Origin of the sequence: Alishewanella sp. SMS8, assembly GCF_030737935.1 — a bacterium.
Lineage (GTDB): Bacteria > Pseudomonadota > Gammaproteobacteria > Enterobacterales > Alteromonadaceae > Alishewanella > Alishewanella maricola.
On the sequence record NZ_JAPJEA010000001.1, the window covers coordinates 167,212 to 191,751 of the forward strand.

The window sequence follows — 24,540 nt, forward strand, 5'->3', positions numbered from 1 at the left end:
TTTAATGTCTATTTACAATAATGTGTTAGTGGTTTTAGATCCGAGCGCTGATGAGCAAAAAGCGCTCGATAGAGCCATCGAACTTGCCCGCAAACAAGGCTGTCAACTGACCGCTTTTCTTAGTGTTTATGAATTCTCTTACGAGATGACCACCATGTTATCGGGTGACGAGCGCGAATCGATGAAACAGTCGGTGATTAAAGATCGCGAGCTTTGGGTCAAAACCTTTTTAGAACAACCCAGCGCCTTGGGTTTAAACATCAAAATGCACGTGGTTTGGCACAATCGCCCCTTTGAAGCCGTGGTGAAAACCGTCTTAGATAATGATTATGATCTGGTGATCAAAGGGACGCATGATCATGATGTTTTAAAATCGATGATTTTTACGCCGACCGATTGGCATATTTTGCGTAAATGTCCTTGCCCAGTATTGTTAGTTAAAGATCATGCATGGCCTGCTAAAGGCAATATCATTGCTGCCGTTAATGCGGGTAGTGAGCAAGAACATCACCTGTCATTAAATCAACGGGTGATCCACAAAGCACAACAAATGTCGCAATTACTCGATGCTAAGGTGCATTTAGTCAATGCCTATCCCGGCACCCCGGTGAATATCGCGATTGAGATCCCCGAGTTTAATCCACAAGAATACAATGACACCCTTCGCCGCCATCATAAAGATGCGATATTAAGTCTGGCCGAAAAACATCAAATTAGTAACGAGCAATGTCATGTGTTAGAAGGTATGCCCGAAGACGTGATCCCGAAACTGGCCAAAAAGCTGGATGCCGAAATGGTCATTATCGGCACTATTGGGCGTACGGGCTTATCCGCGGCGATCATTGGTAATACCGCTGAACATGTCATCGACCGCCTAGATTGCGATGTATTAGCCATGAAACCGGCTGACTTTATTTGTCCGCTTGAAAAAAGCTAATTATCAGACTTTGGTAAAGGCGCGAGGTTGGGTATAATGAGCGCCTTTTTTCTGGCGGGTAGTTACTGATGTCGCACGCAGCACAAGCAAAAGCTCAATACAATCTGAACAAATTACACAAAAGATTGCGCCGGGGTGTGGGTCAAGCCATTGCTGATTTCGGCATGATTGAAGAAGGTGATAAGATCATGGTCTGCCTTTCTGGCGGCAAAGACTCTTACACCATGCTCGATATCCTGATGAATTTACAGCAATCCGCGCCGGTAAATTTTAGCCTTATTGCCGTTAACCTCGATCAAAAACAACCTGGCTTCCCTGCTGAGGTATTACCTCAGTATTTAAACCAGCTGGGTATTGAATATCTGATTGTTACTGAAGATACCTACTCGATAGTCAAAGATAAAATTCCAGAGGGTAAAACCACCTGTTCGCTGTGTTCACGTTTGCGCCGGGGCATTTTATATCGTACTGCAAAAGAGCTGGGCGCCACTAAAATTGCATTAGGCCATCATCGTGATGATATGCTTGAAACCCTGTTTTTAAACATGTTTTATGGTGGCAAGATGAAATCGATGCCGCCTAAACTGGTCAGTGACAACGGTGAACATATCGTGATCCGACCTTTAGCTTATTGCAAAGAAAAAGACATTGAAAAATACGCTGTCGCGCGTGAGTTTCCGATCATCCCTTGTAACCTTTGTGGCTCACAAGACGGCCTGCAGCGCCAAGTGGTCAAAGAAATGCTGCAAGATTGGGATAAACGCTTTCCTGGGCGCATCGAGACCATGTTTCAAGCCATGCAAAACATCGTGCCATCACATTTAGCAGATAAATCGCTGTTTAATTTCGCAGGGCTGACGAAGGGTGACGCTTTAGCGACTGAGGGTGATTTAGCATTTGATAAAGCGACCATCCCCAGCATTCCGGTTGGCTTAGAAATAGATAACGAAGATGAGCAGCCGCTGCTACAAGCGGTCGAGTTAAACTAGCTCCTTGATTATCTCTGCGCTTTAACTTGGCATCATGCTGTTAGAGCGCAGCTTTTCACATCGGCATTGCAGCGCGATATGCCAGCCTGCCTTTGATAACCATGCTGCACCTTGGCTTATGCGCACTTGGCTTCTTAGCTGTGATGTCCAGCTAAAACCATACCCAACAGCACATCGCAGCGCAGGAAATAGCAATCAGCTTAATCTTCTAAAAAACGTCGATTATAACGGATCATGGCGGTTATCTCTTCGATGTACTCTTCACCACGTTCAGAATAAGCATGCAACCCATGCGCCAATGCTTCACCACGTATGGGGCGATCCTCTTCACGCAACTTCCAGCGGATTTGGCGTAACGACTCATAGGTATGAAAAGTATTCAGATTATAAAAATAACTGCTAATCGCTGCGGCGGCATCTTCAAATCGGGCCACTTCGTGAAACTGATCTTCAGCACGATTTAATGGCACGAGGCCACAGCCCTCCCGAAAGCACCATTGCCCAAAAAAGTTATAGCCTTCCACGGCAAAACGACTAGTGCCCCAAGCCGACTCATTGGCTGCCTGCATTAAGACTAAACTCTCCGGAATAATATCCACGCGCAACAGTAATTCTTGCAGCGATGCCATATCCGTTTCAGTAATATCTAAGCGGAACTCATCATACAAACTATAAAGAAAGGCATATTCGTCGATATGTAAGCGCATATTCTTACGCTTTTTATCTTCAATTTCTAATAATTGCTCGCGCAATAACAGCAAGCGTTGATTTTCGCGACGCACGTGAGGGCGCAAATAATCAAAAAAAGCTTTTTTCTTTTTACGGACATCCGTAATGGCATTAAAGTCGGGTAACGGCCGAGCGGGAATTTCAGAGCGAGGATAAGCCAACCGCTGTAGCAGTTTTTTCTGATCAGCCTGCGATAATGCAGACAGCCGAGTTGGGATCTGCCATTGCTCGAAAGACTCGAGCGAATCGCTTTCTTTTAATGGTTCGAGTTGGCTAAAAGGGCTTAACGTGGCAATCAGCACCCCTAACCAAAACAATACCAGCAATAATTTTCGGAAAAACAGCATTAACCACCTTTGTCATGAAACAACAATTCAACACTATTAGAACGTATTATTATTATTTAGCCTGCCATTCTACCGCCTTAGTCTGCTAGATTCGACCAAAAGTTGCCACGCTGGGTTTTTTTACGCATTTTATGCTGAAATCATTGCAAATTTAGTCTGTCTGATAAAAACTGGCTTGGTAAGATTTAGCTGTCTGGATGGATATAACGGGGTAAATGGCGAAGATATGAAACCAATTGAACGTTCAACTAAGTTAGATGGGGTATGTTATGACATCCGTGGGCCAGTTGCTCGAGAAGCCAAGCGCATGGAAGAAGAAGGTCATCGGATCCTAAAACTCAATATTGGTAACCCTGCCCCATTTGGTTTTGAAGCACCCGATGAAATTCTCAAGCACGTTATTCATAATTTGCCAACGGCACAGGGCTATTCTGATTCACAAGGTATCTATCCGGCGCGAGTGGCTGTCGCGCAATATTATCAACAACGGGGTATTCGTGGTGCCGATGCCGATGATGTTTATATCGGTAATGGCGTCTCTGAATTGATATTGATGGCCTTACAAGGTTTATTGAATACCGCCGATGAAGTGTTAGTGCCGATGCCCGATTATCCGCTATGGACTGCCGCAGTTAATTTAGCGGGGGGCAAAGCGGTACATTATTTATGTGATGAACAGCAAGACTGGTATCCTTCGCTTGAGGATATTAAAGCGAAGATCAGCAAAAAAACCCGTGCTATCGTGTTAATCAACCCGAATAACCCAACCGGTGCGGTGTACAGCCCTGAATTCTTACGTGAACTGCTTGAAATCGCCCGGCAACATAAGCTGGTGGTGATGAGTGATGAGATCTACGACAAAGTCTTATACGACGGTACAGAGCATGTCAGCACGGCAGCATTAGCAGATGATTTAGTAATGCTGACCTTTGGTGGCTTATCTAAAAATTACCGCATAGCCGGTTTTCGCATCGGTTGGTTGTTTATCTCTGGTGCAAAAAAGCTCGCCAAAAACTATATCGAGGGTTTAAATATCCTGGCCTCGATGCGGTTATGTGCCAATGTGCCCTGCCAGCACGCCGTACAAACGGCACTGGGCGGCTATCAAAGCATTAATGAGCTTACCGTTCCTGGTGGCCGTTTATACGATCAAATGGATTTGGCGCACAAGTTGGTCAATGAGATTGATGGAGTAAGCTGCATGCGCCCAAAAGGCGCCATGTATCTCTTCCCCAAAATTGATTTAAAGAAATATCATATTAAAGATGACGAACTGTTTGTGTTAGATTTTTTACGGCAACACAAAGTGCTGTTAGTGCATGGTCGCGCCTTTAACTGGCCAGAACCGGATCACTTTAGGATCGTTACACTGCCGCATAAAGATCAATTACGACAGGCAATTAGTAAGCTTGCACAATTTTTACCCAGCTATAGCCAAGAATAAAACATGACGCTTTAAGAACTTCATCTGTAAAAATGCCGTGTTTGACACATCACTGTTGTCAGCACGGCGTCAAGCAGGTATGCTCGGCCAGGTTGTAGCCATCTGGATAGCAAAATGTCTGCTGAATACTCTTTCCAATCTCTGTTTGAAGCTTTTACGACGCAACTTGCTGCAGTCGTATTTTACGCCTTTTCCTTTAATGGCGTGGATATTCCCTTGGTCATGATTTGGCTGATCAGCGGTGCCATCATTTTTACCCTATACCTCGGATTTATTAATATCCGTGGCTTTCGCTATGCGATTAGCCGCTTATTCGCCAAACCAGAACGTGATAGCGCCGGTGAAATCTCCCCTTATAAAGCCCTAACCACCGCCCTCTCTGGTACGGTGGGTACAGGTAATATTGCAGGTGTGGCGATTGCTATCAGCCTTGGCGGCCCGGGCGCGACGTTTTGGATGATCATGGCCGGTTTATTGGGTATGTCGACCAAGTTTGTCGAATGTACCTTGGCTGTGAAGTATCGTCAGCAAAACGCCGACGGCAGTATCTCGGGTGGCCCAATGTTCTACATTAAAGCCGCGCTAGATAAATATCATTTACCCCGCTTGGGCTCCGCTTTGGCCATCTTTTTTTCTATTGCTGTTATCTTTGGCTCGGCCGGCTTTGTGCATGTAAACCAAGGCTTTGTGCAAGTAGAAAGTGTAACGGGCTTTGATCAACCTTGGCTGTTTGGGGTGATTTACGCGGCGCTAATTGGCGCAGTGATTATTGGCGGTATCAAAAGTATTGCCAATGTCACCAGTAAACTGGTGCCTTTTATGTGTGCCATTTACTTGCTGGCTGCCTTTGTGGTGATTGCACAGCATTTACCTGCCGTGCCTAGCGCCTTGCTGTTAATCGTACATAGTGCCTTTGCGCCCGATGCGGCCTATGGTGGTTTTATTGGCGTGTTGATCCAAGGTTTTCGGCGCGCCGCTTACTCGAATGAAGCGGGCATCGGCTCGTCGCCTATCGCGCATGCGGCAGCCCGAACCAAAGATCCTATCTCGCAAGGCTTTGTCGGCTTGCTCGAGCCTTTTATTGATACAGTGGTGATTTGTACCATTACGGCTTTGGTGATTATTTTAACTGGGGCTTATCAATTACAAGGGCTGGATGGCGTACAAATTACCTCGGGTGCCTTTGCTACGGTATTTGATTGGTTTCCGATAGTCTTGATGGTGGCGTTGTTGCTGTTTGGTTTTTCAACCGTGCTTAGCTGGTCTTATTATGGCTTAACCGGCTGGCGTTACATTATGGGTACCGGCCCCAAAATGACCACGCTGTATAAGATTTTATTCTGTGGCATGGTATCGATGGGCGCAGTACCCAGCATTATGGCAGTGTTTGATTTTATCGATTCAATGATTTTCTTAATGGCGATCCCGAATATTCTGGCCCTGTATTTACTGTTGCCAGAGGTAAAAGCCGATTTAAATCGTTATTGGCAAAACCGCGTTAAGCACTAGATGGTGTTGAGGTAGGCTGAGCCTTGTAGCGCAACTGAGATTTGTACTGCAAATTAAGATTAAGAGCAACACCTTGCCTTTGGCGCTTCACGCGCGCAGACAAGGTGTTGCCTTAGCCGTATTAGCTAGGAAGGCTGAACTGAGGGTTAAGCCGCTTGCTCGGTTTTACTGCTTTTCTTTACGGCCGTTAACTCTGCTGTGTTTAGCTGCGACTTCTCGCTGACTTTAGGCTCTTTCTCTGCCGTTTTTGCTGGCGCTTTTTTGGCACCTAAGGCAATTAATACCGCGTCTTTTTGCTGCGCTAAATATAACGCCAAGGTTTCAGTTTGTTGTTCGTCAGCGATTAAAGCGCTGTCTTGAAGTAATAGTTGCAAAGCATCTGCCGTATCGAGCATTTTGTCATAGGCATCCGCCTCAGCTTTTGAGGTAAACGTCATTTTTTCTACTCCATTTCGCTCTACAACATATTTGGTGATTACCGCCATCGTTTTACCCTCTGCTAGAAAACTGTTTATTTATACAGTATAAATAAGACCCTGTCCAGCGCTCGCATCTCACTGTTATTTACATTACTATAAGTAATTGAACTATAGCGATTTCAGTGGAGGATTTATGGGTTCAGTCTGGTCAGAACGTCGGTCGGCGGCCCCCGGTAGTCGCCCCTTAGACCATCGTACGCCATGGCAACGAGATCGGGCTCGTGTGTTACATTCAGCCGCCTTTCGTCGCTTGCAGTCTAAAACGCAAATTCTTGGTATTGGTCAAAATGACTTTTACCGCACACGGTTAACCCATTCTTTAGAAACCGCACAAATTGGCACCGGTTTACTCAATCAATTACGCCTAAACGCGGATGATACCGTACGCGCCTTCTTACCCGAAGACAACTTAATGGAAGCGCTGTGTTTAGCGCATGACTTAGGTCACCCCCCTTTTGGGCATGGTGGCGAAACGGCACTTAATTACAAAATGCTGGCCTACGGTGGCTTTGAAGGTAACGGCCAAACCTTACGTATTGTCAGTAAATTAGAACCTTATACCGAACATCACGGTATGGATTTAACACGCCGCACCTTACTGGGATTATTAAAATATCCGGTGCTACAACCGATGCTGACAGCACCAACCCAGCTCGATAACCCGTTAAGTTTAGCGCCGTGGAAACCCGCAAAGGCGGTATTTGCGGCTGACAGTGCTATTTTAGATTGGATCTTAGCGCCACTAAGCGCAACCGATCGCCAAGCATTTCAACAAACTCAAGTACTGGATGACTCACCGTGGCAAAAATCACGCTATAAATCCTTAGATGCGTCGATTATGGAACTGGCCGATGACATCGCTTACGGTGTGCATGATCTTGAAGATGCTATCGTGCTAGGTAATATTAGCTTTAGCCAATGGCAACAGTTTACTGCTGAGCCCTTTGCTGCACTGAGCCACGAGCAACAACAAGCATTGCAGGCCGTTGGCGTTAAGTTGTTTGCTAAGGCGCATCACTTGCGCAAAGATGCGATTGGCTCCTTGGTAAATCAGTTAATTACTTCGGTATCTTTATATGAAAGCCTACCACGCTGCGAAGAGCCGCTAATTCGTTTTAATGCCTGCCTAGCTGAAGCCGAGCAACACATCTTACAAACGCTGAAACAACTGGTCTATCGGTGTGTGATCCAACAACCGACCATTCAACAATCACGCTTTCGTAGTCAAAATATGTTACTGAAATTATTCGATGCTTTTGCCTCTGATCCCCAACGTTTGTTGCCGCTTAATACGCAGCAACGTTGGCTAGTTGCCGCAGATAAAACTGCCAAGCAGCGAGTAATTTGCGATTATATTTCAGGCATGACCGATGATTATGCCGAGCGGATGTATAGCAGCTTATTTGGTAGTTAAACTGAGGGTGTAAAAGTGCAAAAACCACTTCGGGTTCTCGCAGGCCAACGCGCCTTTACACAGATCCAACAACAGGGCTTACACGCTGATGATATCAGCGTGATGATTGGCGCCAGCGGTGGCCCTAAATGGTTTTGCCTGTATGGGCTTGATCAGTATCTACTTACACAATTTTTTAAAAACCGCAGCAAGCCATTGCACCTGCTGGGCAGTTCTGCCGGTGCTTGGCGCTTTACTTGTTATGCCCAGCAAGATGGTGCAGCTGCATCAAGCCGCTTTGCTAAAGCCTACTCCGAAATTCGTTTTCCCCCGCAGGCCGACATTAAACTGATCACGCAGATCTCACAAAATATTATTAAGCAGATCCTGCCGGATAACGACAGTATTCAACAGGTATTGCAGCACCCGGTTATGAAGTTAAATTTAATAGTTGACCGCGCTAAAGGCTTAAACCGCAGCAACCGCCCTTGGCTGCAAGGCACGGGGTTGATGCTCGCTGCAGGGGCGAATTTATTAAATCGACGATTGTTAAGGCATTTTTTTCAGCGTATTCATTTTCATGTCGCCGGAGAAGCGGCGCCTTTTTTCCACAGTGCTGATTTACCAACCGAACACGTATTACTGAATGAACACAATTTATCCGCCGCGGTGATCGCCAGTGGCGCTATTCCCATGGTATTAGAGCCCGTTTTGGATATTCAAGGTGCGGGCCAAGGACACTACTTTGATGGTGGTATCACCGATTATCACTTCAATCAGCAATTTAGCAGCGAAGGCTTGGTACTCTATCCGCATTTCTACCCCGACTTAACGCCAGGCTGGTTTGATAAAGGTTTAAAATGGCGCAGAGCCAATCGTGCTTATCTTGATAATGTGGTGATTCTCTGTCCTAGTCCGGCTTGGATCAGCAGCTTACCTCACGGCAAAATTCCTGATCGTAAAGACTTTAAACTCAACGAGGCACAGCGCATCCAAGCCTGGCAAACGGTGCTAAGTCGTTCACATGAACTCGCCGACGCCTTTGCCAGTGGCCACTATCAGTTAGAGCGGCTGTAACGTTCTTTTTAATTGACTTTTTGTTAGCCGAGGTTGTATTTTTGTCACCTTATCAGCAACAAAAAGGATGTTTCACAAATGGAGCGGCACAATGTTATCAACTAAATGGATAGTTTTAGGCGGCTGCTTGCTGCTTGGTAACCTGTTATCGGGTTGTACCGCGTTAGGGATGCTCGGTGATAGTCAGCTACGAAGCGACAACAGGCGCGTGGTGCAAGATCAACAAACAGGGCAAAGCAAAACCGTTGAGCCGCCTTTACTGTTAACTGAGCTGGGCATTGCGCTAGATAGTGCAGTGATTGAAGGCGTGAAAAAGCTCGGCAAAGACGAGCAGCCAAAAGAAATTTGCAAGCACAACGGTCACTTCAACGAATGCCGACCGCTCGGTAAGCAACGCTCAGATATTATCGACTGAGCCACGATAAGGTTCTAGCCCTTCGCACAAGGCCTGCATAGCATCGAGCATACGTGGGCCTGCTCGATACACCCAATCCGCATTTAAACTAACAAAAGCCTGATTTTTTACCGCAGGCAGGTTGGGATAGCGCTGCCAAAACGCTGCTGTTGCTGCCTGCTGTGGTTGAATAATTACCGTGGGTTGGCGGACTAATAACTGCTCTAACAACGGCTGCGGATAATCGCCTTTAGCATCAGCGAAAATGTTATCACTGGCACACTCACGTAATAGTTGCGCAGGCCAAGCCGAATTGGCGACCGTCGTTAACGGGGCCACCCCCATGGCATAAAACACCCTTGGCCGCGGTTTATGCGCATAGGCTTTACGCAACGTGGTTAAGCGTTGCTGAAACGCTGCCGCTTGTTGCTGACCTAACTGTGCATGCCCGAGTAAAGCACCGAGCTGCTTTAACTCCAGTGCAATATCATCAAGCGTGACTGGATCAGAATAAGCCACCTGAATACCAAATTGCTGCAAGCGTTCAAGATCCTGCGCCGGATTACCACTGCGCCAGGCCAGCACTAGATCCGGTTTTAACGCTAAAATAACCTCAATATTTAAGGCCGCAAAACTGTTCACCCGCGGCAATGCTAAGGCAGCTTCAGGATAATCACTGTAATCACTCACGGCAATTAATTGCTCGCCCGCCCCCACCGCATACACTAATTCCGTAATATGCGGCGCCAGACTGATCACCCGCTGCGGCGCGGCAGCAAGCGGCAAAGCGAGTAGTGTTAAAATAACCCCACTAAGCCAAAGCCGCGACATACGGTGTAATAATCGCATTTACCAATCCAAACCTTGTTGTGCTTTCACACCAGCGTCAAACGCATGTTTTACTGCTTGGATCTCGCTAACGGTATCGGCTAATTCCAAGATACGTCGATGGCAAGCGCGACCGGTTATCACCACATGTTGTTTAGCTGGGCGCTGCATCAGCGCTTTTTCAATGCGTTCTAGTGGTAAATAATGATAACTGAGCATGTAGGTAAGCTCGTCTAGTAACACCAAATCGAGCGTATCGTCGGCTAAAAAGCGCTCGGCATCTTGCCACACCCGCTCGGCCGCTTCGATATCTGCCGCTTTGTCTTGCGTATCCCAGGTAAAGCCCGTTGCCATCACTGAGAACTCAACACCATGTTGTTGCAGTAAATTACGTTCACCACAAGCCCAACTGCCTTTAATAAATTGCACCACTGCCGCATTTAGGCCATGGCCGACCGCACGAGCCACGGTGCCAAAACCGGCAGTTGATTTACCTTTGCCGTTGCCGGTTATGACTAACAACAAACCTTTTTCAATATTGGCTCGTGTTACGGCGGCATCAACGTACTCTTTTAAGCGTTGTTGCCGTGCCTGATGGCGTTGTTGTTTTAATTCATCTGCACTCATGCTATCCACCTTGTTGTAACTGTCGCCGTAAAATAATCAGAAAGAATACACTGCCAAGCACCGAGGTGATCACCCCTAATGGAATTTCTTGCATCGCTAACAGGCTACGCGCGGCATTATCCACCCACATCATAAAGATGGCCCCAAATAGCGCCGAGCCCAGCAATAATGGCACTGCGGTTACCCCCATAAAATAACGCACCATATGCGGCACCATTAAGCCCACAAAGGCGATACCACCACACTGCGCCACAATACAGGCAGTGACTAACGCGGTAAGCAGTAATAACACCAGCCGCAGACGCTGTGTATTCACGCCCAAGCTGCGGGCACTGTCGTCTGATAATAACAAGGCATCCAATTGCCGCCTGACCGCCAATGCCACCACCAGTAATAGCAGCACGGCGGGCGCAATTAATGCCACACTGTGCCAATCGGTTCGACTTAAGCTTCCCATCATCCAAAAAATAACCCGATTAGCGGCAAAAGGCTCAGCAAAATACAGAATAAAGCTGCTTATCGCGCTGAGCATAAATGACACCGCCACCCCAGCGAGTAAGGTCACTTCCATTTTTTGTAGCCTATTACCCATACAGGCAATAAACACCAACAGCACCGCAAGCAAAGCCCCTAAAAAGGCCGCCAACGCCATGCTGATCAGTTGATCGGGTAGCACAATACTGACAATGGTCGCCCCTAACCCAGCCCCAGCCATTAAACCAAATAAGTAAGGATCAGCCAGTGGATTACGACTGACGTTTTGTAAAACGGTACCGGCCACAGCCAAGCCTGCCCCCACTAACATGGCGACCAATAAACGAGGTAAACGAATTTGCCAGATAATCGTCTGGGTCAGCGGCTCGCTCACTGCTTGGCCAGTTAAAGCGAGCAGCAATTCACGCCAACTGATCGCGACACTGCCAATGTGCAAACTCAATAGTAAACTCAGTACCAATAAACCGCTTAACAGCCATAGCAAGGCTCGCTGACGGGGTTTTAACTGTTTTAGCATGGGCTTGGCACTCCGACTTTCGCGTGCGCGAGCTCAGGTATAAAGGTCACTTGCAACCAGCCATAATCGGCTTGAGATGATACCACGCAAGGCAAACCAAAAACCTGCTGTAATAATGCTGGGCGCAAAACGTCGTGTGGCGTACCATAGGCCCGCACCTTACCGTTTTCCAATAACAATAGCTTGTGGCAATAACGCGCGGCTAAATTCAGATCGTGCAAACAACAAATAATGGTTTTATTCAGCCCCTGTAGCAGTTGCAATACCTGATGTTGGTATTTCACATCTAAATGATTGGTCGGCTCATCCAATAATAAAATAGTCGCTTGCTGCACCAAAGCGCGTGCAATATAAAGTCGCTGTAATTCGCCCCCCGATAAAGTATCGGCGCGTAGTTGCGCTTTATCAGCCAAACCCACTTGCTGCAATGCTAACCTTACCTGCTGCAGGTCTTGGGCACTGGTGCCCTCATACCAGCGCTTATGTGGTAACAAGCCCATCGCCGCAACTTGCTCACAAAACAACCCCTGCGGTGCACTGCTGATTTGTGCCACGGTGGCAACTTGCCGTGCTAAAGCCTGTGCACTCTGCTGCTGCAACGGCTGGCCAGAAAGTAAAATTCGGCCACTATTCGGCGCATAACGGCCATTGAGTAGTTGTAATAAACTACTTTTACCCGCGCCATTTGGGCCGATAATACCGACGACTTCATTAGGGGAAATCGTCAACGTAATCTGGTCGAGCGCCAGCACAGAGCCTGAGCTACGCGAATTGGGATACGCTAAACAAAGCTGGTCTAGAGTATAAATGGCGGCTGTCAAAACGATATCCTGTAATTGCTCGCAGGCAGCATCCTACAGCCCGTTTGACACAGGTGGCAGGCCGCTACCGTGTTTTCCCGCACGGGGGCATTTTACACCAAGGCAGGTATCCTGACTGACTACGATGACCCATGTTTCGCCTTCCCGTTAAGTGGCCTTGAAACACAGCGTAGTTTACAGTTGCGGGTACAGTTCAGGGTTCGCACCTGATTCCCTATGTTAAGCTTTAAGCTCACCTTAGCGTTTAAGCGTTGCTTGTTATAAGATAGCAACGCTGGCTATTGTAGCAGTAAAAAGTTAAAGCAGATATCGGATTACTGCTTTGCTTTATTGTGCTCTACCGGTGAAATTTATTACGCATAGGGTTAACTTTTATCCTGCAATTTTAACGATAACTGCTAGGCTTAAGCTATTTATAAAATCTGAACGCTGCAAGCCTCAGGGCTAAACACCTGACATGGAGCAACCTATCACTATGACAAAAACACTCAACGTCTTGGCCATCTGCGGCAGTTTACGCGCTAAATCGACTAATCGGGGTATGTTGCTATGGGCACAAGCACACGCACCAAAAGGTATGAAAATCCACCTGGCCGACTTATTAGATGTGCCCTTTTATAACGCCGATTTAGCAGAGAAACCTGCTGCTGTCAGCCGGTTACTTAACGATTTCGCCCAAGCAGATGCATTAATTCTGGGCTGCCCAGAGTACAATTACTCACTGGCCCCCGCTTTAAAAAACGCGCTAGATTGGGCATCGCGTGAACCTGATAATTACCTATTACGTGGCAAGGCGGTGGCTATTATGGGAGCGGCAGGGGGCATGGGTAGCTCGCGCGCGCAATATCATTTACGTCAAGTCTGTGTATATCTCGATTTACACCCGTTAAATAAACCCGAAGTTTTTGCCAATGCGTTTAGCGGCGCTTTTGACAACGAAGGACATTTAATTGATAGTAAAATCCAAGAAAATATCAAACAGCAACTGCTCGCGTTGGCGGCATGGCAACAAAAACTGCAGCCGTAAACTTATAATACTTTGCAAGTTAGGGATATTTTTAGCGCTCTTGTAACGGAACGGGTAACACTATTCGCCTGACGTTGCTTTATTTACTCATAAATAGCTGAACCGCATCTCACAAGATGTGCAAACGCTAAGACTAAACGGATTGATCTGATGAAATGGCTGCTACTTTTTAGCGTAATGATCTGGAGTGTGTCGTACGCCGAAACGGCAGAGACATTGCCGTCAAAACTTCAATTTCGCGAAGCGCTAACCTCACCTGCAGCGCAATACAGCCAAGCTTTGTTGTCTGAAGCCTATCGGCGTTTAAATATTGATGCACACTTTATTGATATTCCGTTTGGCCGAAGTTTATTAGAGTCGAATAAAGGCAGCTTAGATGGTGAGCTAGCTAGGGTGCTGGATGTCACTAAGCATTACCCTAACCTCGTCGCAGTACCCTATGTGTTGTTTGATACCAAGGTTTATTTGTATATCAATCAGCAACGCTGTGCAAAATGTAGCCTAGACGACGTGCCAAGCTTGGCTTATGTCCGTGGCTCTTTGGTGCTGGAAGAAATCTTAAAAAAGCTGCCGCCTTCGCGCCAAGTGATTAGCTCTGGCAGTATCGAAAGTACCAAAAATTTATTTTTAACCGGCAAAGTCGATGCCGTGATTTTTGCGGCTTACCAGCTTAATGCACAAAGCGAATTCCCGATTAGCGAGCAATTTATTTTTAGCTTACCTGATTACCATTTACTGCATCGCGACCACAGCGCCTTATTACAGCCCTTGGCAAATATGCTGTTTCAATTAGAGCGTGAAGGCTTCACCGAAAATTTGCGTTTACATTTTGGTATTGCCGCCCCAAGCCGACAATTACAAACGGGGCAGCAACCCTTTGCTTACTATTAACCGCTGCATGATTCCATAACAAAGCCCCACAGAGCGGTCATACCGATCAGTTTAGTGTTAAGCATAACGCGGTTTGCTTAGCCAACACGCCATAAGTCTTTCTTGAGGATTCTTTGCGGCCATCCATGGCCTGCAACAGTTGATTTAGCGAAAACAGTGTTATGCTTAACTCACGCGCATTAGCTTAACGGAGCTTATGTTTAACGTGTATATTTATCTAACCACTGAAACACTTCGTTGTACCAACGCACTCTGTTATCCGGGTTTAAAATCCAGTGATTTTCATCTGGAAAGATCACCAACCGTGAATCAATGCCTTTACGTTGTAAATTAGTAAAAGCCCCTAAGCCTTGAGCATAAGGCACACGGAAATCTTTTAAGCCGTGGATCACCAACATCGGCGTTTGCCACTTTGCGGCATGCGCCGCCGGATTAAATTTTTGATAATCTGACTCAGCCTGCCAAGCTGGCCCGCCTAAATCAAACTCAGGAAACCACAGCTCTTCCGTACTGCCATAAAAACTCGGCATATCATACAAACCGGCATGGTTCACTAAGCATTTAAAGCCCTCTGGCCAGTTACCGGCAATCCAGTTCATCATATAACCGCCGTAGGAAGCCCCCAGAGCACAAGCACGCTCGCCATCAATCCAAGGCTGAGCTTGCACAATATACTCAAAGCCTTTTTGCAAATCGATTAAGGGCTTGCCACCCCAATCACGGCTAATCGCATCAGTAAAAGCTTGGCCATAACCGGTAGAGCCATGGAAATCGACCATGACCACAGCATAGCCTTTAGCCGCATACATTTGCGCATTCCAACGCTCGTTAAACATATTACCGAAGCTACCTTGTGGCCCACCGTGCACCAAAAAGGCCATCGGGTATTTTTTGCTTGGCTCAAAATTCCACGGCTTCACTAAATAGCCGTATACGGTGGCATCGTTTGCGCCTTTAAAGCTAAATTGCTCGTACTCACCAAATTGTACCTGCTCGCGCCAAGTGGCGTTAACATCGGTTAATTGTTGTAATTGCGAACCATCTGGCCCGGTTTGAAAAATCTCTGCTGGCATATTTAAGCGATGATTGGTAAACACAATTTTATCACTGGCAACCTGTAAGTTACCGGCATAGCCATCACCATACACTTTGACGACATCACCAAAGCTGGTGTTGATGGCATAAATGCTATATTGCCCAACATCTTGGGTTGTTACATAAATAGTACGATTATCTAAGCCAAACTGATAATCAGAAATCGAGCGGTCCCAGTTTGGTGCCACTTCTTTCTGCTCACCGGTCACCAGATCCAACAACATTAAACCAAAGCGATCGGCTTCAGCGCCGGGTTTTTTCATAGCCAAATAAGCCATAAAACGGCCATCGATGGAGAATTTTGGCTTTGCATCCCAAGCGGGGTTATTGGCGGTTAAATTAACTTTTTCACCACCGCTAATCGGTACCTGAAAAATATCGTAATTGGTATGCCAGGCTTGATCGACGGCAGGGATCTTGGCACTAAACACCAGTTGCTGATTATCAGGCGTGAAAGATACTTCACTGATCCCGGCAATATCGGTGTTCCAATCGGCCATCAGATTTTTCGCATCCGTTAATACCTTGTCACCAAGGGTAGCAACATGCAAATGCTCACGATACTGATCGCGCCAGTGATCCCAATGTCTAACCATAAGCTGGTCATAAGCCAAGGCACTGTCTTTTTTCTCGGCGTCTTTGGCTTGCGCATCCAAGGTGCAATGCAACGTTTGGCAGCCCGGTTTCACGGTCAACGCTAACGCCAGGGTTTTGCCATCAGCGGCTAATTTAAATGCATTCACAGGTACCGGCAGTTGGGTGACTTGCTGTGCTTCACCACCGTCTAACGACAACCGCCAAATTTGATTACTACCACTACGATTGGCAATAAAGAAAATACTCTGGCCGTTAGGATGCCACTGCACTGCAGTTTCACGGCTACTGTGTGTAGTCAGGCGTTTCACACTGCGATTTTCACCCAGCGTCATTAAATACAAATCATGGCTGGTATCGGCGGGCGCAAAACCGCCATTGCTCTGGCTGTAAACTACCGCTTGACCATCTGGCGCTAACGCCACATTACCCACTTTATTAAATTGGTTTAGGTGCTCGACCGTCAGCGGCCCCTTTGCCATGGCCGTACTGCTTAAAACACAGGCAGCCAGTAACGTCAGTTTTTTCATCAGTTCCCTCGGTTAGCAAAAGGCCGCAGTCGTTGCTGCGGCCTGTTATTATTATTTCGAGCCTTTGCTTAACTTGGCATCTAACTCAGCGATGTTCGCTTTCCAAATCACCGGCCCTTGTTGGTGCACATTATTACCATTGCTATCAACAGCAACCGTCACCGGCATATCTTCAACATCAAACTCGTAAATCGCTTCCATACCTAAGTCTGCGAATGCCACTACGCGGGCTTTTTTAATCGCTTTTGACACTAAGTATGCCGCGCCACCTACCGCCATTAAATAGGCTGCTTTGTGTTGCTTGATACTGGCTACGGTTTTATCACCGCGCTCAGATTTACCAATCATGCCCAGTAAACCGGTTTGCGATAACATCATATCGGTAAATTTATCCATTCGTGTTGCGGTAGTTGGACCGGCAGGCCCTACTACTTCATCACCTACCGCATCAACTGGGCCAACGTAATAAATAAATTTGTTTTTAAAATCAACGCCAGCGGGTAAGCCTTCGCCTTTATTCAGCATATCAGCAATACGCTTGTGCGCCGCATCACGCCCTGTGAGCATTTTACCGCTTAGTAATACTGTTTCACCGGCTTGCCAGCTTTGTACTTCCTCGGGTGTCACGGTATCAAGGTTGACCCGTCGCACTTTATCGCCCAGCTCCCACGTCACTTGTGGCCAGTCTTCCAATTTAGGCGGCTTAATATCAGCCGGGCCGCTACCATCTAAATGAAAATGTAAATGCCGAGTAGCCGCACAGTTCGGGATCATCACTACCGGTAAAGATGCGGCGTGGGTCGGTACCGATTTGATCTTAATATCAACAACCGTGGTCAAACCGCCTAACCCTTGAGCGCCGATACCTAATTTGTTCACTTTTTCGTACAGTTCAACCCGCAGTTTCTCTTCTGCGGTCTCTGCGCCTTTATCCAGTAAATCTTGAATATCCACGGGATCCATTAATGATTCTTTGGCCAATACCGCCGCTTTTTCAGCCGTACCACCGATACCAATACCTAGCATGCCTGGTGGACACCAGCCGGCACCCATTTTGGGCAGGGTTTCAAGTACCCAATCCACAATAGAATCTGACGGATTTAACATCGCCATCTTGGTCTTATTTTCAGAGCCACCGCCTTTGGCCGCAATCATCACTTCAACGTGATGGCCTGGGACTAAATCAATGTGCACCACGGCTGGGGTATTATCTTTGGTATTTTTGCGCAGACCAGCAGGATCAGCAACAATAGAGGCTCGTAGCGGATTGTCTGGGTTAAGATAAGCACGACGTGTGCCTTCATCAACCATTTGCTGTACCGTCAAGTCGGTTTTATCCCACTTCACATCCATACCGATCTTCACAAAACAGGTGACGATGCCGGTATCTTGGCAAATAGGCCGGTGCCCTTCTGCCGACATGCGCGAGTTAATTAGAATTTGGGCGATGGCATCTTTAGCCGCTTGGTTTTGCTCTTTATGGTAAGCCACTTCCAGCGCTTTGATAAAATCCAGTGGGTGATAGTAAGAGATATACTGTAATGCATCTTCGATACTATCAATAAAATCTTGTTGGCGAATAACCGTCATGCTTACCCTTCCTCAGTCGCCAAACTTGGCGAGACATTTAACTATTTATGTAGGTACTGGTATGATAGCGTGCATCGAAAACAGCGGCTAGTCCCAATCATGCAGCAGTATCTAATCTACGACGCGAAAAAGGTTCCTGACCCGATATTTTCTCTGTTAAGCCTGTTCGAGGTATTTGCTGAGCAGCCTTGGTCAATGTTTCTTGACTCGGCAGATGCCAGCCATCCGAACAGTCGTTATCAGATTATGGTTGCCGAGCCCATTGCCACCCTGACCAGTCAGCACGGACAAACAATTTTAACAGATGAGCACGGCGCCCATCATTACACAACCGATCCGTTTAAGGTATTAGACTGTGCGCTAAAACGGTATTTTCCTCAGGTAATCAGCAGTGAATTGCCCTTTCATGGCGGTGCTCTGGGCTATTTTGCTTATGATCTTGGCCGTTACCTAGAAAAACAACCTAGCCTGGCAGCCGCGGACATTCACCTTCCGGATATGGCACTTGGGCTTTACAGCTGGGCACTGATCTTTGATCAGCACAGCAAGCAATTGTGGTTTACTGACTACACGGGCGATGCCGAAGAAAATTGGTATAAGTTACAACAACGCTTACAAGCGGCACCTCAAACGTCACGCCACTTTCAGTTAACCTCAGCTTGGCAAGCCAATATGAGCCAACAGCAATATCAAAAAAAGTTTGCGCAAGTACAACAAGAGTTACTTAGCGGTAACTGCTATCAAATTAACTTAGCGCAGCGCTTTAGTGCAACGTATCAAGGGGATGAATGGCAAGCCTATAAACTGTTACGTGAGAAAAATGCCGCACCTTTCTCGGCGTTTATTCGTATCCCTGAAGGTGCGGTGATCAGCATGTCACCTGAGCGTTTTATTAAACTTACCGATCGACAAATCGAAACCAAACCGATTAAAGGCACTCGACCGCGTGGGCTTTGCCCTGAGACCGATCAAGCTGAAGCCGAAGCGCTGACCCTATCTGAAAAAGATCGCGCTGAAAACGTGATGATTGTCGATTTACTGCGTAACGATCTAGGTAAAGTCAGTGAAGCCGGCTCAGTGAAAGTACCGGCATTGTTTGCTATCGAAAGCTTCCCAGCGGTACACCACTTAGTCAGCACTATCACCAGCACCTTAGCATCGCCGTTCAGCGCCTGTGACTTATTACGCGGCGCCTTTCCAGGAGGCTCGATCACCGGTGCACCGAAAATCAGTGCTATGCATATTATTGAGCAGTTAGAACCGCATCGGCGTAACGTGTATTGTGGTGCTATCGGCTATATCAGCAGTAACGGCAATATGGATACCAATATTGCCATTCGTACCTTGGTTTGCGAACAAGGACAACTGCATTGCTGGGCCGGCGGCGGTCTGGTGGCAGACTCTGATGCCGATAGCGAATATCAAGAAACCTTAGATAAAGTTGCCCGCATTTTACCGGTACTCTCGGCGACTCGCTCTGAGCAGGACGATGATGTTAGCCGCGCAGTTTAAAAATCGTTTTTTGCTGCAGCCTGGTTTGCCGCCGCAAAGCGAGTTACTGCCTATCGAGCAAGCCACGCACGTTAAACAAAGTGCGGTGCTGGTGCCGATTATTGATTATGGCGACAGGCTCAGTGTGTTATTTACCCAGCGCTGCTGGCATTTAACCCATCACCCAGGACAAATTAGTTTCCCGGGCGGCAAACTGGAACACGCTGAAACGCATGCGGCCGCTGCGCTACGTGAAACCGAAGAAGAAATCGGCGTCAAAGCAAACAATATTCAATTATTAGGACAGTTGGGGTCACATCATACGCTGACCGGTTTTCAAATTAGTCCCTGGGTGGGCTTATTGCCTGCCGGCACTCCGATCATTGCCGATCCGGCTGAAGTCAGCGCGGTGTTTGAAGTGCCACTGACTTTTTTTCTCGACCCACGGAACTGCCATGAACTTTGGCTGCCTTTGCGCGGGCAGGCTCGACAACTGCATTTTATGCCTTTTGAGAACAAACTGATTTGGGGCGCCACCGCAGCCATCATGGCGCAATTACTGCAACACATCCGCTAACTGAGCTTAAGCCCTGCCACCCTGTAACGTTTTCAATACACCAGCGTACTATTTGCTTCGGCAAACTCAGAGACGGCAGCTCTGCTCAACGGCTCGCAGCTTACAGTCTGTCGGTGCTTCAGCTACAATGGCCTGAACAACACCCCTGCATAAACCAAAATGGAAACGGCCGGGTGCAAGGATTTGCCCACACGCTAGCCCTGCCCTCTGTTCGTCAGCCAATGAGAATTCAGAAGTAGATTTATTATGATTATCAGTGCATTTGATATGTTTAGTATCGGTATCGGCCCCTCTAGCTCACACACGGTTGGCCCGATGCGCGCCGCTAAAAAGTTTACCGAAGACTTAGCACACAATGAGATGCTACCTCAGGTAGCCAGTGTAAAAGTAGAGCTTTATGGCTCACTTGGCCAAACCGGTATTGGCCATGGCACCGGCAAAGCCGTTATTTTAGGCTTATCGGGCTATCTGCCAGAAACCATTGATCCTGATGCCGTTGACGGTATTTTAAAACAAGTACACGACAGCCAGCGTTTACAATTGGCACAGCAACACTCGGTCAGTTTTGCCCGCGAAGGCGCCATTATGTTTCATCGGCGTAAAACGTTAAAAGAACACTCTAACGGCATGGAGCTGATTGCTTTTGATGCCGAGAAAAATGTCTTGCTGCGCGAAATCTACTTTTCGATTGGCGGTGGCTTTATTGTTAAAGCCAGCGATTTTGCCAAAGAAAAAGAAGCGGCCAGCCAATTTGCCGCCGATAACCCGCCTCCCTTTCCGTTTGAATCTGGTGCCGAATTACTCGCGCTATGTAAAGAACACGGCTTTTGTATTGCCGGTTTAATGCAAGAAAACGAAAAAGTACTGCGCAGCACCCAGCAAATTGAAAGTGAGTTAAATAATATCTGGCTAACGATGCGCGCCTGTATCGAACGGGGTATTCGAACTGAAGGCATCTTACCCGGCGGCCTGAAAGTGCGGCGGCGCGCGCCAGGGCTTTATAAACGTTTAATCGCTGAAAAAAGCAATGATCCGCTGCAAGTGATGGACTGGGTTAACCTGTTTGCTTTAGCCGTCAACGAAGAAAACGCCGCCGGTGGCCGTGTCGTAACGGCGCCGACCAATGGTGCTGCCGGTATTATCCCCGCGGTGTTGATGTACTACGATAAATTTATTCAACCGGTAACCCCAGAAATCGCCTCGCGTTATCTATTAACGGCGGCGGCTATAGGTATTTTATACAAGAAAAACGCCTCAATCTCTGGCGCTGAAGTGGGCTGTCAGGGCGAAGTTGGGGTTGCGTGTTCCATGGCCGCCGCCGCCTTAACGGAAATTCTTGGAGGCAGCCCCTCACATGTCGAGAACGCCGCCGAAATTGGTATGGAGCATAATCTAGGGTTAACTTGCGATCCGGTTGGGGGTTTAGTGCAAGTACCTTGCATTGAACGTAACGCGATGGGTGCTATTAAAGCCATTAACGCTTCACGCTTGGCGATCCGTGGTAGTGGCGATCACAAAGTCTCGTTAGATAAAGTAATTAAGACCATGTGGGATACGGGTAAAGATATGCAAACCAAGTACAAAGAAACGTCACGTGGTGGTTTAGCGGTTAATATTATTGAGTGTTAATCGCTTTATAATATCCCTGCTTGTTCAAGTGAAGTCAGTAAGGCCTATGCCTCACTGACTTTGCTAAGCAAGTTAAACATACTCAATCTTGCCTAACCCCTTAACCAAGTGCGTTTTAAAATCTTCAAGCTGTTCTAAAGCAAAGACAAAGCTCGGTAATTTGTTGCTATTAAAAGGTAACGAAAAATACACTTGCTGCTCCACCACATCTAGCGCCACTTTTTGTACTTTCTTTATTTCTATATTCGCCTCGCCAATCAGCATTTGCTCAGCATTAAAGCGCACATAATTCTTCGGATCGTTGATCAGCAATGGTTTTGGTGCTTTAAATAACGACGGTAGCCAAAAAGGATAACTCAGTAAAAGTAAACCATAGAGCGTTTCGAACAGCCAAAACTGGTCAGTTATATAGCGATACGCTAAGTAGAGGATGCTCAATAACAACCAGATTGCAAACATCATGCGCGGTTGTTGGTAAAAAGCTTTAGCCTTCACAGCCGATGGTATCGTACTTAACTTGGTCATTTTACTGCTAACGTCCTTATTCATTTGCGCGTTCGTTAATAAAACGCGATAACTGCGGCCCATGCCATACAATGATAGATTACCAGCCGGTTGTCGCGGCTTAATTTATCTCTCTTAAACCGTCTGGTGTTATTTAGCGCCTTGCAAACCTGTTTCATCCCAGTCTGCTGCAGTAGGCTCAACGATTTCCGCCGCTTGATAATCTTTTAATAACTGCTCGGCCCGTGGCATGTCTTCATCAGCCACAAATACATTTGCAAAGCCCATTGTGCCAATATCGCCAACAGCGCCTTGTAAATAATGCCCACCAACATGTGCAGGGATATCATGCGCTTGTAACATACCGGCAACGATATGGGCTTCGATTATTTCATGCGCTCGAAAGACTATTTGCATACTTCATCCTTTTCTTTGAGCTTAGTTGAATAACCAGTTTGCCACCAGCACCGCACCAAAGCAATAAAACAGCATTGGCCACAGGGTATAGCGGATGATCTCACCTTCACGGCCATTTAAATTAACCACACTGGCCGCCGCCACCACGTTCACCACACAAATCATATTCCCGGCATTGGCGCCAAGCATTTGTAAGGCCAGCACCAACTGGCTATTCACGTCAGCTTCTACCGCCATGGCGTGCTGAAAACTGCCAAACATCAGATTAGAAAAGGTTGCAGAGCCTGCGATAAATGAACCTAAGGCGCCAACAAAAGGCGCTAGCCATAACCAACTCTCTGCTAAACTGCCTGCGGCTAGCTGGGCTAAGGCCATCGGCATCGCCGGTAAACCCGCGTCATTCAAATCAGAGTGTAAAAAAATCCGCACCATGGGCACGGCAGCGGCTAAGGCAATCACGGAAGGAAGCAACATCTTGTAACTGTCTTTAAAGGCATGGTGCAACGTCTGGCGCGGTGCCGCCAACATGAAACAGGCTAACATGGCCGTGATCACAAAAATTGTGCCCGGTAAATACAAGGGCGCAACACTGACGTTTAAGCTGGAACCGATAATACCCTGCCATTGCCAACTCACTTGTTGTAACCCGCTTTTAAAGGGTAAAGCCGGCACGCGGCTTAGCACCAGCAACAACGCGACCATTAGATAGGGTAACCAGGCACGCCAAAGACTTAAGGTGGGTGCAATGCTTGGCGCTGTTGATAGGGATGAATTTGCTAACGTGCCGGGCAGTAAAAACCGATACTTGGCAGCGGTGCAAACCAAGGCTAAGCCCACTAAGGCACCTAATACAGAGGGAAACTCTGGACCAAACGCCCACGCCACCCAATAAGCTGGCACCGTAAAGGCTAAGCCGGAAAACAGGGCAAACGGCGCCATAGCAAAACCGGCGCGCCAACTGGCAGGCGTACTGAAAAAACGGGTATACAGCACACACATCAACAGCGGTAGCCAAGAGGCCACCATCATATCAATACTAATTGCAATAAGGGCTATCTGCTGTAATTCGCTGGATGAAGTGCCGGGTACACCTTGCGCAATCCCCACTAACACCGGCGTACCCACTGCGCCGAAAGAGACTGCACTGGAATCGGCAATCAGTGCCAACACCACGGCCGCTAGCGGTGGAAACCCCAAAGCGACGAGTAAGGGTGCGGCAATAGCAGCCGGGGTACCAAAACCGGCTGCACCTTCTAAAAAGCTGCCAAATAGCCAAGCAATGATGATCAGTTGTACGCGTTTGTCCGACGAAATCTGACTAAAGCCCTGTTTGATGACCTCTAAAGCGCCACTTCGCTTCAACACATTGAGCAGTAAAATAGCGCCAAAGATAATCCAAATAATGGTCGCGGCAATCACTAAGCCTTCTAACACGGCAGCACTTAATTGCTGTAACGGCATCTGCCACACGCTATAAGCCAATAGCGCGCTAAGCAGTAAACTGAGCGGCATCGCCTGCTTTGCTGGCAGGCGACATAACACCAATAAGATAAATACACTGAGCAGCGGCATGGCCGCTGTCAGAATTTGCCACAGGGTCATGCCACGC

At 47.4% G+C, this 24,540-nt stretch carries 23 protein-coding genes and 1 riboswitch; of the genes, 12 read left to right on the plus strand and 11 right to left on the minus strand.

The features are described 5' to 3' along the window. The first annotated feature begins 4 nt into the window (after positions 1-4). Together uspE and ttcA are read left to right on the plus strand one after the other, a co-directional pair. Positions 5-937 (plus strand): universal stress protein UspE, encoded by a 933-nt coding sequence (gene uspE, locus ORJ01_RS00825; RefSeq protein ID WP_306176615.1) that lies wholly within the window; start codon positions 5-7, stop codon positions 935-937. Positions 938-1,005: 68 nt separating this feature from the next. Beyond that, complete coding sequence (gene ttcA / locus ORJ01_RS00830) at positions 1,006-1,926, plus strand: tRNA 2-thiocytidine(32) synthetase TtcA (protein ID WP_226750970.1); 921 nt, start codon at positions 1,006-1,008, stop codon at positions 1,924-1,926. Positions 1,927-2,126: 200 nt separating this feature from the next. Here ttcA and ORJ01_RS00835 read toward each other — a convergent pair whose 3' ends face one another. Continuing rightward, positions 2,127-3,002 (minus strand): glucosaminidase domain-containing protein, encoded by an 876-nt coding sequence (locus ORJ01_RS00835; RefSeq protein WP_306176616.1) that lies wholly within the window; start codon positions 3,000-3,002, stop codon positions 2,127-2,129. 226 nt (positions 3,003-3,228) lie between these two features. Between ORJ01_RS00835 and ORJ01_RS00840 the strand changes: the two genes are divergently transcribed. Beyond that, positions 3,229-4,446: a pyridoxal phosphate-dependent aminotransferase gene (locus ORJ01_RS00840; protein WP_226750968.1), complete on the plus strand. Its 1,218-nt coding sequence runs from the start codon at positions 3,229-3,231 to the stop codon at positions 4,444-4,446. Between the two features lie 114 nt (positions 4,447-4,560). Then, complete coding sequence (locus tag ORJ01_RS00845; protein WP_306176617.1) at positions 4,561-5,955, plus strand: sodium:alanine symporter family protein; 1,395 nt, start codon at positions 4,561-4,563, stop codon at positions 5,953-5,955. Positions 5,956-6,101: 146 nt separating this feature from the next. Here the strand turns inward: ORJ01_RS00845 and ORJ01_RS00850 are convergent, their stop codons facing one another. Further along, positions 6,102-6,440: a YebG family protein gene (locus ORJ01_RS00850; RefSeq protein ID WP_226750966.1), complete on the minus strand. Its 339-nt coding sequence runs from the start codon at positions 6,438-6,440 to the stop codon at positions 6,102-6,104. A gap of 127 nt (positions 6,441-6,567) precedes the next feature. Between ORJ01_RS00850 and ORJ01_RS00855 the strand changes: the two genes are divergently transcribed. From ORJ01_RS00855 to ORJ01_RS00865, 3 genes are all read left to right on the plus strand, one after another. Further along, a complete protein-coding gene (locus tag ORJ01_RS00855; protein WP_306176618.1) occupies positions 6,568-7,848 on the plus strand; it encodes an anti-phage deoxyguanosine triphosphatase in 1,281 nt (426 codons plus the stop codon). A 15-nt stretch (positions 7,849-7,863) separates the two neighbouring features. Then, entirely contained in the window at positions 7,864-8,904 is a 1,041-nt protein-coding gene (locus ORJ01_RS00860) for a patatin-like phospholipase family protein (protein WP_226750964.1), read from the plus strand. Between the two features lie 91 nt (positions 8,905-8,995). Next, complete coding sequence (locus tag ORJ01_RS00865; protein WP_226750963.1) at positions 8,996-9,319, plus strand: hypothetical protein; 324 nt, start codon at positions 8,996-8,998, stop codon at positions 9,317-9,319. Here ORJ01_RS00865 and ORJ01_RS00870 read toward each other — a convergent pair. Genes ORJ01_RS00870 through ORJ01_RS00885 form a run of 4 tightly spaced genes read right to left on the minus strand, consistent with a single transcriptional unit; the run spans position 9,302 to position 12,586 of the window. Beyond that, positions 9,302-10,147, minus strand: coding sequence for a cobalamin-binding protein (locus ORJ01_RS00870; protein WP_306176619.1), 846 nt, complete (start codon positions 10,145-10,147; stop codon positions 9,302-9,304). The two genes, ORJ01_RS00865 and ORJ01_RS00870, sit on opposite strands and share 18 nt — an antisense overlap. Continuing rightward, complete coding sequence (cobO, locus tag ORJ01_RS00875; protein WP_226750961.1) at positions 10,148-10,753, minus strand: cob(I)yrinic acid a,c-diamide adenosyltransferase; 606 nt, start codon at positions 10,751-10,753, stop codon at positions 10,148-10,150. It lies immediately after the preceding gene. A gap of 1 nt (position 10,754) precedes the next feature. Then, positions 10,755-11,765 carry an iron ABC transporter permease gene (locus tag ORJ01_RS00880; protein ID WP_306176620.1) on the minus strand — a complete coding sequence of 337 codons (1,011 nt, stop codon included), beginning with the start codon at positions 11,763-11,765 and terminating at the stop codon, positions 10,755-10,757. After that, positions 11,759-12,586 carry an ABC transporter ATP-binding protein gene (locus ORJ01_RS00885; RefSeq protein ID WP_306176621.1) on the minus strand — a complete coding sequence of 276 codons (828 nt, stop codon included), beginning with the start codon at positions 12,584-12,586 and terminating at the stop codon, positions 11,759-11,761. Before ORJ01_RS00885 ends, ORJ01_RS00880 begins: the two co-directional genes overlap by 7 nt. 83 nt (positions 12,587-12,669) lie before the next feature. Beyond that, positions 12,670-12,841, minus strand: a riboswitch (cobalamin riboswitch). Between the two features lie 220 nt (positions 12,842-13,061). Between ORJ01_RS00885 and ORJ01_RS00890 the strand changes: the two genes are divergently transcribed. Together ORJ01_RS00890 and ORJ01_RS00895 are read left to right on the plus strand one after the other, a co-directional pair. After that, positions 13,062-13,613: an NADPH-dependent FMN reductase gene (locus ORJ01_RS00890; RefSeq protein WP_226750958.1), complete on the plus strand. Its 552-nt coding sequence runs from the start codon at positions 13,062-13,064 to the stop codon at positions 13,611-13,613. A 150-nt stretch (positions 13,614-13,763) separates the two neighbouring features. Continuing rightward, positions 13,764-14,504, plus strand: a complete 741-nt coding sequence (locus tag ORJ01_RS00895; RefSeq protein ID WP_306176622.1) for an ABC transporter substrate-binding protein — start codon at positions 13,764-13,766, stop codon at positions 14,502-14,504. A 200-nt stretch (positions 14,505-14,704) separates the two neighbouring features. Here the strand turns inward: ORJ01_RS00895 and ORJ01_RS00900 are convergent, their stop codons facing one another. Both ORJ01_RS00900 and ORJ01_RS00905 read right to left on the minus strand, forming a co-directional pair. Next, on the minus strand, positions 14,705-16,723 hold the full coding sequence (locus tag ORJ01_RS00900) for a S9 family peptidase (protein ID WP_306176623.1): 2,019 nt from the start codon (positions 16,721-16,723) through the stop codon (positions 14,705-14,707). Positions 16,724-16,774: 51 nt separating this feature from the next. Further along, positions 16,775-18,313 (minus strand): fumarate hydratase, encoded by a 1,539-nt coding sequence (locus ORJ01_RS00905; protein ID WP_226750955.1) that lies wholly within the window; start codon positions 18,311-18,313, stop codon positions 16,775-16,777. A 99-nt stretch (positions 18,314-18,412) separates the two neighbouring features. On the opposite strand from ORJ01_RS00905, the gene pabB reads away from it, so the two are divergent. The 3 genes from pabB (at position 18,413) to ORJ01_RS00920 (ending at position 22,010) form a co-directional block, all read left to right on the plus strand. After that, positions 18,413-19,825, plus strand: coding sequence for an aminodeoxychorismate synthase component I (gene pabB, locus ORJ01_RS00910; protein WP_306176624.1), 1,413 nt, complete (start codon positions 18,413-18,415; stop codon positions 19,823-19,825). Then, positions 19,803-20,381: a CoA pyrophosphatase gene (locus tag ORJ01_RS00915; protein ID WP_306176625.1), complete on the plus strand. Its 579-nt coding sequence runs from the start codon at positions 19,803-19,805 to the stop codon at positions 20,379-20,381. The genes pabB and ORJ01_RS00915 overlap by 23 nt, the downstream gene beginning before the upstream one ends. A 249-nt stretch (positions 20,382-20,630) precedes the next feature. Then, positions 20,631-22,010, plus strand: a complete 1,380-nt coding sequence (locus tag ORJ01_RS00920; RefSeq protein ID WP_226751001.1) for an L-serine ammonia-lyase — start codon at positions 20,631-20,633, stop codon at positions 22,008-22,010. A 72-nt stretch (positions 22,011-22,082) separates the two neighbouring features. Here ORJ01_RS00920 and ORJ01_RS00925 read toward each other — a convergent pair whose 3' ends face one another. The 3 genes from ORJ01_RS00925 to ORJ01_RS00935 all read right to left on the minus strand — a co-directional run bounded on the left by ORJ01_RS00925 (position 22,083) and on the right by ORJ01_RS00935 (position 24,533). Beyond that, positions 22,083-22,559, minus strand: coding sequence for a hypothetical protein (locus ORJ01_RS00925; protein WP_306176627.1), 477 nt, complete (start codon positions 22,557-22,559; stop codon positions 22,083-22,085). A 105-nt stretch (positions 22,560-22,664) separates the two neighbouring features. Then, positions 22,665-22,931: a DUF2007 domain-containing protein gene (locus ORJ01_RS00930; RefSeq protein ID WP_306176628.1), complete on the minus strand. Its 267-nt coding sequence runs from the start codon at positions 22,929-22,931 to the stop codon at positions 22,665-22,667. Between the two features lie 21 nt (positions 22,932-22,952). Further along, positions 22,953-24,533, minus strand: a complete 1,581-nt coding sequence (locus ORJ01_RS00935; protein ID WP_306176629.1) for an L-lactate permease — start codon at positions 24,531-24,533, stop codon at positions 22,953-22,955. Positions 24,534-24,540: the final 7 nt, after the last annotated feature.